Annotated in this window: 16 protein-coding genes; 6 read left to right on the top strand and 10 right to left on the bottom strand. The window is 30.6% G+C overall.

What is annotated here, in order from left to right:
- Positions 1 to 35: 35 nt before the first annotated feature.
- From rfbA to ILT06_RS28800, 6 genes are all read left to right on the top strand, one after another.
- The gene (gene rfbA, locus ILT06_RS28775) at positions 36 to 902 is read left to right on the top strand and encodes a glucose-1-phosphate thymidylyltransferase RfbA (protein WP_098131420.1); all 867 of its coding nucleotides are present in this window, start codon (positions 36 to 38) and stop codon (positions 900 to 902) included.
- A 25-nt stretch (positions 903 to 927) separates the two neighbouring features.
- The gene (gene rfbC, locus ILT06_RS28780; RefSeq protein WP_097816162.1) at positions 928 to 1,494 is read left to right on the top strand and encodes a dTDP-4-dehydrorhamnose 3,5-epimerase; all 567 of its coding nucleotides are present in this window, start codon (positions 928 to 930) and stop codon (positions 1,492 to 1,494) included.
- A complete protein-coding gene (gene rfbB / locus ILT06_RS28785) occupies positions 1,491 to 2,447 on the top strand; it encodes a dTDP-glucose 4,6-dehydratase (RefSeq protein WP_222655739.1) in 957 nt (318 codons plus the stop codon). The genes rfbC and rfbB overlap by 4 nt, the downstream gene beginning before the upstream one ends.
- A 45-nt stretch (positions 2,448 to 2,492) precedes the next feature.
- Positions 2,493 to 3,341 (top strand): dTDP-4-dehydrorhamnose reductase, encoded by an 849-nt coding sequence (gene rfbD / locus ILT06_RS28790; protein WP_098131422.1) that lies wholly within the window; start codon positions 2,493 to 2,495, stop codon positions 3,339 to 3,341.
- A 1,225-nt stretch (positions 3,342 to 4,566) separates the two neighbouring features.
- Positions 4,567 to 4,872 carry a hypothetical protein gene (locus tag ILT06_RS28795; RefSeq protein ID WP_097816159.1) on the top strand — a complete coding sequence of 102 codons (306 nt, stop codon included), beginning with the start codon at positions 4,567 to 4,569 and terminating at the stop codon, positions 4,870 to 4,872.
- A 340-nt stretch (positions 4,873 to 5,212) separates the two neighbouring features.
- Positions 5,213 to 5,932 carry a hypothetical protein gene (locus tag ILT06_RS28800; protein ID WP_098131570.1) on the top strand — a complete coding sequence of 240 codons (720 nt, stop codon included), beginning with the start codon at positions 5,213 to 5,215 and terminating at the stop codon, positions 5,930 to 5,932.
- Between the two features lie 579 nt (positions 5,933 to 6,511).
- Here ILT06_RS28800 and xerS read toward each other — a convergent pair.
- The 10 genes from xerS to ILT06_RS28850 form a co-directional block, all read right to left on the bottom strand.
- A complete protein-coding gene (xerS, locus tag ILT06_RS28805) occupies positions 6,512 to 7,585 on the bottom strand; it encodes a tyrosine recombinase XerS (RefSeq protein ID WP_222655740.1) in 1,074 nt (357 codons plus the stop codon).
- A gap of 952 nt (positions 7,586 to 8,537) precedes the next feature.
- Positions 8,538 to 9,125, bottom strand: a complete 588-nt coding sequence (gene folE, locus ILT06_RS28810; RefSeq protein WP_222655741.1) for a GTP cyclohydrolase I FolE — start codon at positions 9,123 to 9,125, stop codon at positions 8,538 to 8,540.
- Between the two features lie 43 nt (positions 9,126 to 9,168).
- Positions 9,169 to 9,885 (bottom strand): 7-carboxy-7-deazaguanine synthase QueE, encoded by a 717-nt coding sequence (queE, locus tag ILT06_RS28815; protein ID WP_071714037.1) that lies wholly within the window; start codon positions 9,883 to 9,885, stop codon positions 9,169 to 9,171.
- Complete coding sequence (gene queD, locus ILT06_RS28820; RefSeq protein ID WP_016513434.1) at positions 9,878 to 10,369, bottom strand: 6-carboxytetrahydropterin synthase QueD; 492 nt, start codon at positions 10,367 to 10,369, stop codon at positions 9,878 to 9,880. Before queD ends, queE begins: the two co-directional genes overlap by 8 nt.
- On the bottom strand, positions 10,369 to 11,034 hold the full coding sequence (queC, locus tag ILT06_RS28825) for a 7-cyano-7-deazaguanine synthase QueC (RefSeq protein WP_098131439.1): 666 nt from the start codon (positions 11,032 to 11,034) through the stop codon (positions 10,369 to 10,371). Before queC ends, queD begins: the two co-directional genes overlap by 1 nt.
- 12 nt (positions 11,035 to 11,046) lie before the next feature.
- On the bottom strand, positions 11,047 to 11,835 hold the full coding sequence (locus tag ILT06_RS28830; protein ID WP_222655742.1) for an ABC transporter permease: 789 nt from the start codon (positions 11,833 to 11,835) through the stop codon (positions 11,047 to 11,049).
- 2 nt (positions 11,836 to 11,837) lie between these two features.
- Positions 11,838 to 12,629: an ABC transporter permease gene (locus ILT06_RS28835; RefSeq protein ID WP_016083415.1), complete on the bottom strand. Its 792-nt coding sequence runs from the start codon at positions 12,627 to 12,629 to the stop codon at positions 11,838 to 11,840.
- The gene (locus ILT06_RS28840; RefSeq protein WP_016513431.1) at positions 12,626 to 13,624 is read right to left on the bottom strand and encodes an ABC transporter ATP-binding protein; all 999 of its coding nucleotides are present in this window, start codon (positions 13,622 to 13,624) and stop codon (positions 12,626 to 12,628) included. Before ILT06_RS28840 ends, ILT06_RS28835 begins: the two co-directional genes overlap by 4 nt.
- 17 nt (positions 13,625 to 13,641) lie before the next feature.
- Positions 13,642 to 14,298 (bottom strand): PIG-L deacetylase family protein, encoded by a 657-nt coding sequence (locus tag ILT06_RS28845; protein WP_016513430.1) that lies wholly within the window; start codon positions 14,296 to 14,298, stop codon positions 13,642 to 13,644.
- Between the two features lie 100 nt (positions 14,299 to 14,398).
- Positions 14,399 to 15,199 (bottom strand): class I SAM-dependent methyltransferase, encoded by an 801-nt coding sequence (locus tag ILT06_RS28850; protein WP_222655743.1) that lies wholly within the window; start codon positions 15,197 to 15,199, stop codon positions 14,399 to 14,401.
- Positions 15,200 to 15,207 lie beyond the last annotated feature (8 nt).

Raw genomic sequence — 15,207 nt, forward strand, 5'->3', positions numbered from 1 at the left:
AGCATATCAGAAAAACTATGAAGGAGCACAATGCCATGAAAGGTATCATTCTTGCAGGTGGGAGCGGTACTAGATTGTACCCCCTTACCCAAATTGTATCAAAGCAATTATTACCTATCTATGATAAACCCATGATTTATTATCCTTTATCAGTACTAATGTTGGCGGGTATAAGAGAGATACTAATTATTTCAACGCCACAAGATATTAATAAATTTGAGCAAATGTTAGGTGATGGTTCAAAATATGGAATTACCCTTTCATATACTGTTCAACCTTATCCAGAAGGAATAGCACAAGCATTTATTATAGCTGAGGAATTTATTGGAAATGATAATATAGCTTTAATTCTTGGCGATAATATCTTCTATGGTCATGGACTAACAGAATTACTAGAAAAGGCTGTTAAGAAGACTAGCGGAGCTACAGTTTTTGGTTATTATGTCAATGATCCAGAGCGCTTTGGGGTAGTAGAGTTTGATTCTAAAAAGCGTGTGATTGATATCATGGAAAAGCCAAAGGAACCAAAATCAAACTATGCAGTAACTGGCCTGTATTTTTATGATAAACGTGTGATAGAAATAGCAAAAAACATTAAACCATCTAATCGTGGGGAATTAGAGATAACAGATATAAACAAAGAATATCTTGAAATGGGAGAATTAGAAGTTGAATTATTGGGAAGAGGCTATGCATGGCTAGATACAGGTACACACGAATCATTATTAGAAGCAGCACAATTTATAGAAACAATTGAGAAAAGACAGAGTTTAAAAGTAGCTTGTTTAGAAGAAATTGCATTTAAAAAGAAATATATAACCAAGCAACAACTATTAAAAATGGCAAATTCGGTAAAGGAAAATCAATACAGCCGATATTTACTAAGGGTTGCCCATCAATAGCATTTAAATGAATGGAGAGAGAAGAATGCGTAAAATTCATACAGCATTAGATGGTGTTTTTATTATAGAGCTTGATAAATGCAGTGACAAACGTGGTTACTTCATAGAAACATATAATAAGAAAAAATTTGAACTTTTAGATTTACAGGGAGAATTTGTACAAGATAATCAATCATTATCTGTTCACACAGGCACGATACGTGGGCTGCATTATCAGTTGAATCCTAAAGCCCAAATGAAGGTAGTGAGCTGCATTTCTGGTTCTATTTACGATGTAGTGGTAGATATTCGAAAGGGATCCCCCACGTACGGGCAATGGTTCGGAACAATTTTAAGTGAGTATAATAACCGTCTACTTACCGTTCCTAAAGGGTTTGCACATGGTTTTTGTACAACAGAACCTAATACTATCGTCCAGTATAAAGTAGATGAGTATTATTCCCCTAACCATGAAGAGGGAATTCTATGGAATGATGAAACGATAGGAATATTTTGGCCAACTAATCAACCAATTTTATCAGAAAAAGATAGAAAACTGCCTAGATTAAAAGATACTAATATCAACTTTGTTTATGGAGATGATTTTAATTGAAATTATTAATAACGGGTGGGGCAGGTTTTATTGGTAGTAATTTTATTCGTTACATTTTAAAGAAATATCCTCAATACCAAATTGTAAATGTAGATTTATTAACATATGCAGGAAATTTATCTAATCTCAAGGAAATATCATCAAATCAGAATTATAAATTTATCAAAGGGGATATTTCAAATGAAATATTCATAGATAAGTTATTTAAAAAAGAGAAATTTGATTATGTATTAAATTTTGCAGCAGAATCTCACGTTGATAGAAGTATTAAAAATCCCCATATCTTTGTTCAAACTAACATATTAGGTACACAAGCCTTATTACAATCAGCATATAAAACAAAAGTGAAAAAGTTTGTACAAATTTCTACAGATGAAGTATATGGAACATTATCTCAAACAGGTGCGTTTACAGAGCATACAATAATAGCTCCTAATAGTCCTTATAGTGCAAGTAAAGCTAGTGCGGACTTAATGGTACGAGCGTATCATGAGACATTCGGTTTACCTATGAATATAACTCGTTGTTCCAATAATTATGGTCCCTATCAGTTCACGGAAAAATTAATACCATTAACAATAACTCATGCGTTAAATAATAAAGATATTCCTCTATACGGTGATGGATTACATATAAGAGATTGGCTTCATGTAGAGGATCACTGTGTAGCTATTGATTTAGTTCTTCATGGTGGAGCAGATGGGCACATTTATAATATCGGAGGAGATAATGAATATACAAATCTAGATATTGTACAAAAAATAATCAAATTCCTAAATAAAGATCAATCGCAAATTACATTTATCCCAGATCGCTTAGGACATGATCGACGTTACGCCATGGATGCTACTAAGTTGAAAGAAGAATTAGGTTGGAAACCACACTATCTATTTGATATTGGACTCACTCAAACAATTAAGTGGTATTTAGATAACCCTACTTGGTGGGGATGAATTTTATTAGCTAAAAATTACATAAGTTAAACGAGGAATTCTAAAATGAAGATACTGATAACGGGCGTAGATGGGCAACTTGGACAAACTTTAATACAAGTACTCAGCAGAACACGTCATGAACTATATTGTGTGAATCGAACCACGTTAGATATTACAAACAAAATAAGGGTTTGCTCGTATATTGACAGAGTAAAGCCAGATGTAATTGTACACTGTGCAGCATTTACAAATGTAGATGGGGCAGAGAGAGATAAAGGTTTGGCATATGAAGTAAATGTATTAGGTACCAAATATATTGCTGAAGCTGCAGGGAGAATAAAATGTAAATTTGTATATATTAGTACGGATTATGTATTTGATGGCGAAAAGCATACACCATACAATCTTGAAGATCGTCCTAATCCATTAAATATATATGGAGAAACGAAATTGGCTGGAGAATATTTCGTAAAAAAATACACGAAGAAACATTTTATTATTAGAACCTCCTGGATATTTGGAAAGGGCGATGGTCACTTTATTGCTAAGATAGGAAAAATAGCAAGTCTATATGGTGAAGTACGTGTAGTATCAGACCAATTTGGCTCACCTACCTATGCAATAGATTTAGCAAACTTTATTGAGGAGTTAGTAGAGACAGATCAATTTGGATTATATCATGCGACAAATGAAGGAGTATGTTCGTGGTATGAGTTTGCAGTCGAATTTTTTAAAGACTTCAATAGAGACATCAATATAATTCCCTTAACGACAGAAGAATTCCCGCAAACAGCCAATAGACCTAAATATTCAGTGTTAAGCAAAGATTGCATTATCTTGAATGGTTTAAAACCATTAAGACATTGGAAAGAAGCATTAAAAGAGTATAAGGAACAATTTAATAGTAGATAATCATTTTAATTAATATAAAATTAGCCAGCAAATGTAGCTTTATTTTTTAGTAAGTTGCAGTTGAATTTTTTAGAAATTTGTCGTTTATAAAGTATTAACTGTAAAATAAAAAACCACTACTTAAAGTAGAGGTTTTTTATTTTACAACTATACATTAAATCGTAACAAAAGCCATTATACATTCGCTGAAAGATTAACGGTACATTTACTATTTTAGCATAATTGCATTCAAATAAATGTTCCAATCTAGTGAACTTTCAAGTTTGAATAGATTTAGATAATACCTATTATGTAATTATTACAGATGGGCATAAATTAATAATTAGTATTTGAATTAGTTTTCCTCAAAGAATCAAACAGGATTGCGGCTGCTTGCTATTACTATTTTCCCTTTGTTATCACGTATAATAACAAAGAATATTTTGATGGTAGTATAAATGATGATTGAGAAGCAAACAGAAAAAACAATTATGGCGTAAAAACAATTTAAACATGTATAAACATTGAAATCACAGGAGTAATGCTTTAATAATTTGAAAAGCTTATTATGTAACAAATATTAATAATTAAAGATTATAATTTTTCACCAGTAGATTCCCTCCTAAACTTTCGTGAAGGTAGATAGCGCCAGAACCTTTCCAATTTATTTAATTATTTGATTTCAATGGAATATTATGTTAGACGAGGGAATTACAAAGAATCTAGTCAATAGTTTTTAAGCATTTTTATTAAATTATACTCTGCGGTCTATAACAGCAAACCTGTCACTCTAAATTAATAGCTTAAAAACAAAAAAAGCCGCTTACTTTAGTGGCTTTTTTGTGGGTAATGAAGATCAAATACTAAATTGAAACACAATCCGTTACGCATTCACTGAAAGGTTGACCGCTTACATTAATTATTTTAGCATAGTTGGATTCGATGGAATGTTCCAATTTAGTGAACTTTCAAATCCCAATTCGATAAGCACATGCTAATATAGGTGGAGGTTCATGGATATGGATAAAAATTACTTATTAATATTGGAACTATATTGTCTTCTAAATGTCGTTAGATTTATTATTACAGTTATTAAAGGGACATCCTTAAATTGGCATCAATCTTCTTTTTCTATAGGATATATCTAAAATGAAATGAGAACAAAAAAATTAAAAGAATTGTTCTCCTTTATCCGGGAATACTCCTTAAGGAAGACTGACAAGAATGCTAAGGAGTTGTACACGATATGGAAAATGCAATTGGAATTGTATATGATGGGCAATTTTATCAACTTTTACTTCATAAAAGCCCAACTGTTTTTAAAGAAAATATCAGACCAATGGAAGCGCGCTTACCACTACCTTTGATTTTTTCAGATGATCAAAATGGACAGATCGTAAATGTAGCCTATGTTTCTAATAAGCCTGAGGTAGTAGGGAATACCGTAGCATTATCAAGTGAAATGTTAGAGATTTTACATGGTAACAGTACAGAAGAGCCATGCTCCTTCTTACCAGGTACTGTGGGCGGAGCAACCAACGTTCGTTCTTGATATAAAGAACTATTGATTGAATTAAACTGCACGAGAAGGAAGCGAAATCTACATGAAAACATTATGATTAAGCAGATGTTTTTTTAGTAACGTATAATGAATTAACCAATACTATTATATTAAGGATACTTTTGTACATTTAGTTGAAATCTCAAAAATCTATATGACAACAGCCTTAATTTAATATTGTTCCATTTTTTGTTTGATTAAGTAGAGTGTGTTGCAAATTCGATTCAAGAGTTTATTTTTTCTCAGTTAATATGAGATAGAATAGTTTCTAAATCAATCATTAAAATTGTGTTATCAATATATATCCAAAAAAATATAAAGGAGATAAAGAATGACAATTAGTATTAAGCAAAATGGACCTACTTGTGGAATTTATGCAATGTTAAATGGTTTATACAACTTAAACAAGATTAAGAGTGTTACTAAGAAACAGACGGATGATGTAGTTTGTAATTTATTAAGTAAAAATGTAATAACAAAAAAAGGAATTGCTATTAATGGTAATACATTTTTAGGGGAATTTTTCGATTTAAATTTGTATAAAATGTTTTTAGTAAATAATTTGGAGATATTCAATCAAGCAACTGGATGTGATGATATAAAATATGATGTAAGTATAAAGAACATAAAACATCTACATTCTAAAGAGTTAATTACGAAGTTACAACAGAATAAGTGTTTTGTACTTTTTAGTCTATGTACATATAAACGCCGTACAAAGAATCATATAATTTCTCATTGGGTTTCTATAGTTGGTTATGATAATAAAACTAGCAAATATATTGTAGTAGATAGTCTAAAAGGGAAAATCAAGAAATACTCTTTGGAGCGATTATATGAAGGAAATAACCGGCTGCAAGATGCTCAGTTTCAATGGGGAAATTTTAAAATCAGTAAATTCCAATATTGGGAACACCCTTGGGGATTGAACCCTGTTAAGAAGTGTGTAAAAGAACAATATGATAAGAAAAAGGCGTATTTAAAAGAGGGGATTATTAAGCATGAAGTACCTCATACATCAGGGGAAATGATAGTGATTGAAAAATTATGAGCGCTTAGAGGTTATTCTGGGTTATACAGAAATTGCAACTTCCCCTAGTTGCCCACTTACGATATTATAAAACTTTTCCTCGTAAAAACTAGGGTCTTAGTTAATAAGATTACTTTTAAAAAGTAGTATTCTCACCATGTGGTAGTAGTTACCGGAAGAGATGTTAGCGTATCTCTTCTTTTATAATATACCTTCAAATATTGAACTAGACTTCGCTCTCAATATGCTTGAATTGAAAAAAGGATTTGGAAAATTAGAAAATGTTAATCTAACTCAAATAACGTCCAATTCTATTAAAAATGCAATTGCACAACTTAAATAATAGTTTTACCTTAATTCATTTGTTCGTTAAAAGTGTATTTAACGTAAACAATAATTTTAGGAATTTAAAACTGTTATTTAATAACCCCCTATTAAAAGAGAGTTTAAACTCTAATTTCTAATTAAAGTAGAATTTAAACTATATATTTTTTACATAATAAATTTCGGAATTAAGTAAATTTATCATAGATTTTAAATCCATCGCTCTTATCAAGGGGAATAATAAAAGTTCAGCAATGCAAAATTGCTGAACTTTTATTATTTATTCTTTCCTATTCTTCCTAGACTATCTTTAATAGTTGTTTCCCCAAGTTGAGTGTATAACAAAGCTGTATCTTGACTGGTATGCCCAAGTTGCTGCATCACTTGTAATGAATCCTTTTCTTCCATATATAATTTATTTGCCAATGTATGTCTTAATTTATGAGGAGACATTTTTTTGCCAAAGGCTTTAGTATATTTTTCTACTATATCTTGGATAGCCCTAACAGAAAGAGGCTGTGCAGTATGTTTATACTTCGATAAGAATACATTTTGTAATTCTTTCCCTGGAGCATATTTGTTATCTCTAATCTCCATATATTTTTCAAGATCATTTAATGCAATTGGGGTAATCCAAACGGAATCTTCTTTGTTTCCTTTTCGGATTACATCAATTAGTCTTTCCTTTAAGTTTATATCTTCCATGCGGAGATCAGCCAATTCACTTACACGAATACCACTACCAAGAAAGAGGGAGAGGATAGCTACATCACGCTCCTTATCTCTTAGGAAATAGAATAACTGATGTTTTGTTAAATATTTTTCATGTTCGTACTTAACATAATTCAGAAATTCTTGATCATCATCATTATGAAATATTTTAGATCTCATACGTTTTGCACGAGCATTTAATGTTTCTTTATCTTTATGTATTTCAATTTTAGCCATTACATTTCTATAAAAATAGCATTCTCCATCTTCATTCTCTGATAGGGAGGTGAGGTACTTAAATAAAGACTTTAAGGCCGAAATTTTTCTGTTAACAGAGGAATTCTGCATGTTTTGTTGTAATTTTAGAAACCTCATAAAGTTCTCAACATCTTTTTTCTTTAAATTCTCTAAATCAGAGAAGGATATGTCTTTGATGGACTTTAATTCAATAATTTGTTCGGATAATAGCCAATTAAAGAAGACTCTAAAATCATATACATAATTCAGTAGGGTGGAGGGAGAGGCATCATGCAATTCTTTGTACTCCACAAATTCTTCTATGTAAAAGGGCATTTCTTTTAAATTCTCGTATAATTTTTTACGATGTACGGATTTTTGACGTTGCTTGCTGTAATCCATAAAAATCACCTCATATATACTATAACAGAAAAGAGATACGAACACAAGTTCGCATTAAATTCAATTTTTACACAGACTTATTTACATAATTAAATTATGGGATGCTAAAATATACTCGAAATTAAATAAGGATGGTGTAGTCATTCTAATAAAATTATAGATAAGCACGTGATAAATTTGTATTAAGCTATAAAAATTAGTACAAAATCACGTTCACAGGTGTGCAAAATAAAACAATTTTTATATATAAATTCGTACAAAATGAATACACGAAAAATTTTTAACAGTAGTTATAAAATACGAATTGGTTAATTTAATCAAGATTATAAGGAGTTAAATAGATTAACATAAGAAAAACCTTTATAAATTTAAATGTAATTTACTATAAAAATTTTGTAATGAGTAATTTAGTATTTGATAATTCCTATATAAAATATGAATCATATGGACACATACCAATATACGGAGATTCATGCTAATGAGATCGAAATCCCTAAATACTGTATTAGATTTTTATTTATACATTTTATTGTTCGTAAAAACGGTATTTCGTGCAAACTTATAATTATTAGAAAAATAGTAGCTTTACTATCATCTTCCTATTGTTAATTAGCCCTTATTTGTTTTCTAGCTAGTGCTTCAATTACATCTTTAATATCTTTCTCAAGGGATCTTACTGAATATGATGAAATCATACTCTCACCCTTTCATATATCAATTATGTTTAGGATATATACTCAAAAAATACAAAGTGATATTGTGAGCAGAATGAAAAATATAAAAAGGTTAATTTAGAAAAAGCACTGCCAAAGTCTTCAGCAATGCCTTTTGATTAGACGTACTTTGATAATGAACGTCTACTTTTTTCTATACGTTTGCTCATGAATAGAAGAAAAATTATTATTTATCATAGGTTCTGTATGCTTTTTTTTAGCATAATAACGGTATAATTCTATCTCTCTATCAAATTTAAAGTTTCACTTCGAAGTGTACTATTATCTTTAAATATTCCTTTATAGGACGAAGTTATAGTTATTGAACCAGGTTTTTTCACACCTCTCATTGTCATACACATATGCTCAGCTTCAATTACTACAATTACTCCTTTTGGCTTTAAAGTTTCAAAAATTACATTAGCTAATTCATTGGTTATTCTTTCCTGCACCTGTGGTCTTTTACATATGGTTTCTAAAGCTCTAGCTAACTTGCTTAACCCAGTTACTTTTCCATTATTAGGAATATAACCTATATGGGCGATTCCAAAAAAAGGTACCAAATGATGTTCACACATAGAATAGAACGGAATTTCTTTGACTAATACCAATTCTTCATGATTTTCATTAAATATTTTTAACAAGTGTTTTTCAGGGTTTTGACCTAAACCCTGAAAAACTTCCTTATACATTTTTGCTACTCGCTTTGGGGTTTCTAAAATACCTTCCCTATTAATATCTTCACCAATTGCTTCAAGAATCATTTTTACTGCTACTTCAATTTTGTCAGTATCTATTTCTCCACTTTGAATTGTTTTTAAGCTCATATATTATCTCCACCTTATTAATTTATTCATAATATGCTCTTATTTATACGCCTCGTTTATTTCCCCATACTAACGCATGAAGTTGAGGTAATACTTTTGCATCATTCATTTCTTTACACTGTACAGTTTTTTCAATCAACCGTTCATATTTCTGTAATAAGTTTTTAATAAGCGCTGCATCATCCATCGTTTTCGTATCATCGTTACCAACTTGTAAAAAAAATGGTACATGCGGATATCGCTTGTGTACCTTTACTGCATATTCAAAATCGTAATCTTCAAATACAACTACTTTTAAACTAAAATCTTTTCTTTCTAATTTACGAATAATAGAATCTAGCATTATAAAATCTGTTTTCATCTTTGAACTTGGTGGTTTAGGCGAAATGGTCACTTCTTCAATTTGAAGTAACCATTCTTGCCACTTACTCCCTTGCGTCTCAATCGCTGTACGAATTCCATTCTCTTTTAATACAGTAATAAGAAACTGAATATTTTTCAGCAAAACAGGATTCCCACCTGAAATTGTAACGTGAGAAAAATTTTCTCCACCAATTTCAACAAGTTCATTCCAAATTTCTTCTGGCGCCATTTGTCTAACTTGTTGTTTTGCTGAGCCATCCCATGTAAAGGCTGAATCGCACCAAGAGCAGCTATAGTCACAACCTGCTGTGCGAATGAACATCGTTTTTTGTCCGATAACCATTCCTTCTCCTTGAATGGTTGGGCCAAATATCTCCAACACAGGAATCTTACTCATCAAGTATCCACTCCCGTCTTACTTCTGCATAACTCGTTGGTGTTTCAAAAAGACGTACGAATTCGACACGAGCTCCTTTATATTCTTCTGCTCGATACCCTTTTGTTAATGCTTCCGCCATCTTTTCATAAATCCAGACAACCATATTTTCCGCAGTCGTATTCATCACTGGTAATGTCTCATTTAAATAGCGATGATCTAAATAAATTTCGATTTCATTTTTCCAAATTTCTTTTATATCTCCAAAGTCAATTGCAATTCCAATATCATTTACATATCCACTAATCCCAAATACAACTTTATATGTATGACCATGTAAATTTTTGCATTTTCCTTCATAACAGTGCAAATGGTGTGCTGCATCAAATGTAAATTCCTTGCTGACCATTACTCTTTTATTATGGTATTTTAATTGCTCAAGCTGAATATCCTTGTCCATTTTTTGCAAATTTTCAACAATGCGAAACCCGAAAAAGTTTTCCATTATTTATTCCCCTCTTTGCGTTCTTGTAGATACGTATCTAACCCTGCTTTACGAAGTTGACATGCTGGACATTCACCGCAACCATCACCTATGATTCCGTTATAACATGTTAATGTTTTTTTTCTAATAAACTCGAATGCGCCAAGTTCATCAGATAATTTCCATGTGTCTGCTTTATCAATCCACATAAGTGGTGTATGAATGACAAATGGATAATCCATAGATAAATTTAATGTAACATTTAACGATTTCACAAACACGTCACGGCAATCTGGATAACCACTAAAATCAGTTTCACATACACCCGTTACAATATGACGAGCTCCAACTTGTTTTGCTAATACTGCAGCAAATGATAAGAATAGTAAATTCCGCCCATCTACAAATGTCGATGGTAATTCACCTTCTTCGTGTGTAATCTCCATATCTATTCTTGTTAACGCGCTTGGAGCTAGCTGATTTAGTAGGCTCATATCTATTACTGTATGTTTAATGCCAAGCTCGTTCGCAATTTCCGCTGCACAATCAATTTCTAACTTATGACGTTGATTGTAGTTAAATGTTACAGCTTCCACCTCCGCAAACTGTTGCATTGCCCAAAATAAACATGTTGTACTATCTTGTCCACCACTAAAAACAACTATTGCTTTATCATTAGAGTACATTTTATTCTCCCCTTAACTACTTGCACTGTTATAATATCTTAAGGCAAACTTCCAAAAATAAATTGAAATAATAAAAAATCCAATAGAATAACCTATTAACATGAATACATCGTTTAGTTCTAATCGATTAATTAAAGGATAAGTTGGAATATTACTAACAATAACAATAGGAAAAATAAATAAAAAAACAAATCGACTTATTCCTTTATATAAGGAAGATGGGTATCTAAGTAATGTCATAGTACCAAGAAATAACTCATGCATACCTTCAACTTTGGTTAACCATATAGATAAAGTCATTAAAATAAACCACATAGAATACGAGAGTATAATCCCTAAAAACAATAGACCCAAGAAAGAAAATCCATTTACAATACTAACACTCTCTCCCTTTTGTAATAATGCATAACTAATTAACAGTATGGCTGGTAAACAGTTCCCTAAATTCCCTAAATCAAGCTTTCTTAATGAAACTAGAAATTGACTATTAATAGGTTTAAACAATATCTGATCTAAACTTCCTTGGTTAACTAAACTCGGTATATAAGGTAGATTATTAATAAAAAGAGTAAACATCAAAGATTTTATCAACTCACTTGTTCCAATTAACAAATAAATATCATTTGTATTCCAACCATTAATATTACCAAAACTATCAAATATACTATTAAAGAATACTAATGTAACAATGAACCAAACAACGCTATCTACTATATTTAAAAAAAAGTTAACTCTATACATCATAATATTACTTAAATTAATTTTAAGAATTGCTTTTAACATTTTTAAATATCTAATCATATTTATGCACCAACAGATTCATATTTATTTAACCCCTTCTTCCAAAGTACTCTAATAAGGACATAGAAAACTAAAGACCATATCACTTGTGAAATTAATCCATTTACAATTTCAGCGCTACTTAAATTTCCTAAATATACATTTACAGGAAAGTGAATTAAGTATGAAAAAGGTAAAAACTGAGTTATTGTATTTAACGGAGCTGGTAAAAATTCAAGTGGAATAAGCGATCCAGATAATAATTCTAATACTATATCTACAGTAAAGAAAAAGGATGATATCTCTACAAAGTAAAATGAGAAGAGTGATATCAAATAATAAATCATATAATATAGTATTAATGCTCCTACTATTGAAAGAATGAACAGGAAAGTATATTTTAGGGTTGGCAAAAGGAAATAATCCCTGTTCAGGAATATTATCGGTATTATCGGTATCACTGACATCACTAAATGAATAATTTTGTTACCTAAATTATGACTGAACCAATATCCAAAATATGAAAATGGTTTTATTAGATATTTTGATAATTCACCAGATTGTATTTCATCATTTATCGACCAGTGCATTTCAGGAATTAGCAAAAGTTCAATTAACTTAGCAATTATTACATAAGTAATCATCATTTCAAGAGTATAACCTTGAATATTGCTTTGTGTTTCAAAGAGGGAATGCCACAATAGTATTAAAGCCACAAGCGGTATTAAACCAAAAATCATATATAATACAACATTCATGCGATACTGAAAAACCGCTTGAAATGAAAGCATCATTGGTTTTAAATACTTCTTCATACTGTTATTTTCACTCCAGTCGATTCCATTGAATAAATATCTTCAATTAGGTCTTGTGATGACATTTCAGTCAAATTGTAGTCAATAACATTGAATTCTTTTAATATGCTAGATATGGTCTCGTTCACTAACTTTTCTTGCACTTTTATTGTTACACTAAATGTATCCGACTCTTTAACTTCTCCATATTTCTTAAGATCTTGAGAATCTATTTCATTTTCAAAGCTAAGATATATATATTTATAACTCTTAATTTCTTCTTTTATTTTTTTGAAATTGTTATTAAAAACAACTTCTCCATTCTTCAATATTATTAATTCTTCACATAACTCATATATATCCGGGAAATAATGACTGGTTATTACAACTGTTGTATTTCTTTCTTTGCAATAATTTTTGAGAAAATTCCTAATATTCTTTTGGGCGAGAAAATCCAATCCAATAGTCGGTTCATCTAAAAATAATATCTTAGGTGAGTGTAAGATTGATGCGATTAACTCACATTTCATTCTCTCTCCTAACGATAGATTCCTTACTGGCGATTTAAGAATTTCTAATACCCCAAGATTTTTAGCTAATTCATCTACATTCTTTTTAAACTCTGTATCAGACAGTTCATATATTTCTTTATGTAATAAAAATGTTTCGTAAGGGGAAAGATCCCACCATAGCTGATTTTTTTGTCCTAAAACAACACCAATAGACTTTAAAAAATCTTTCTTCTTATCATGGGGGTTAAATCCATTTACCAAGATTGTCCCGGAAGTAGGTTTAATTAACCCAACCATGGCTTTCATTAAGGTAGACTTACCAGCACCATTCGCGCCAATAAGCCCTATTATTTTACCTTCTTTTACTTTAAATGATACATCACTTAAAGCAGTAACCTTGACTTTTTCTCTTTTAAATAAACTTTTGAAAGAGTTTATTAATCCTTCTTCAATTTTTACTCTTTCAAAAGTTTTCGATACATTTTCAATTTCAATGATATTCATCTTCTCTCTCCTTTTTACTACTTACTTACCACTCTAAAAACTTCTGCAAATTGCACTCCTGCCTGCATACCCCTATAAGAATTTAGCCCCAAAACTCCATCAACCAAATTTAATGTTTTAAGTTGGGATTCATATTTTTTAATTGATGCTTTTTTCAGTTCAATAAACCTGGTAATATCTTTTACAACCTGATAGTTTTTCATGGGAGTCCATACTTCATACTGTAAACACATTGGAGCACAATTCTCTTTTAAGAACCCTGATTGACACAGAAATATTGCTTCTGATACAACTTCATTTACTATTCGATGATCCCTATCACTTTCCATATCATGGGGGAAATAAATAAAATTAGGCTTATATTTTGAGATTTCATGAATAAGTTCTTCTACAAAATCTAAAGAATACACAAGTGATCTGTCTGGTTTCTTTAAAAATTTAACATTTTCTTTTTCTACCCCTAATGTATTACAAGCATTTATACACTCGTTCTCTCTATTTGAAATAATTTCATTTAAATCCCCTTCTCCCCCAGATAAATCTCCTTTTGTAATTATTATTACTTTTACATGTTCACCCTTACTAATAGCTTGAGCAATTGTTCCACCACAGCCAATGACTTCATCATCATGGTGTGGCGCTATAACTAAATGTTTTTTTACAATATCCTTCACTCAGCATCACCTTTATTGAACAGGTAAATTATTTACCTATTATTTAAATTAACTGGATACATTTTATTTCCACTAGAAAAATATACTTTTTTCAGAGCGACTATTTAAATTGTATATCATTAAAATTTCCCCTTTGCTGCCTACACTCGTACACCATAAATTCACTATTCCTTCCAAAAGGATTTTTATTGTAATCACCATAAAAATTTTTTATATTGAATCCTTCTATCTCTAAGAGATACTGCATTTCGGATGGTAAAGTATATTTTGCAAGAAATCTAAATTTTTTTTCACTTAAAAAATTATCTGCTATGTCATAAACTTCAAAATAACAAGTGGTTTCAACTATTTGCTTATAATGATCTGCTTTTACGACATCCCATGATTTAATTTTATATTTTTTAAGATTCTCTCCTTTAATAGAACTATTTCCTCCATCACTCACTCTCTTAGAATAAGGAAGAATAGTTGGAGGTGTAATAATATCGAAAACAAAAATCCCGCCTTCTTTTAATAGTAATTTAATGTTCCTAAGAGCTAATTTTTGTTGTGACGATGTAAGTAAATATTCAAATACACCACCAGACATAAATATATAATCAAATTTTCTTTCAGACTTAAAATCTGTAGCAGAGGAAACCTTAAATTCTATTTTATCCTTAATATTTGGCATCTCCTCTAACTTCTTACTGGCTTTTTCAATCATTCCTGCTGATATATCAACACTAGTTACATTCGCGCCTTTTTCAGCAAGAATAAAAGATAATCTACCAGTACCGCACCCCAAATCTAAAACTTCATCATTTGGTTTTACCAAACTACTGTAAAAATCAAAAATACCATCAGGTTCTGGCATGATAATGTCGTATAATTCAGAAATTTCATCGTATTGTTGCTGCATTGTTTTCC

It is taken from the genome of Bacillus sp. 17RED48 (assembly GCF_019837545.1).
Lineage (GTDB): Bacteria > Bacillota > Bacilli > Bacillales > Bacillaceae_G > Bacillus_A > Bacillus_A wiedmannii.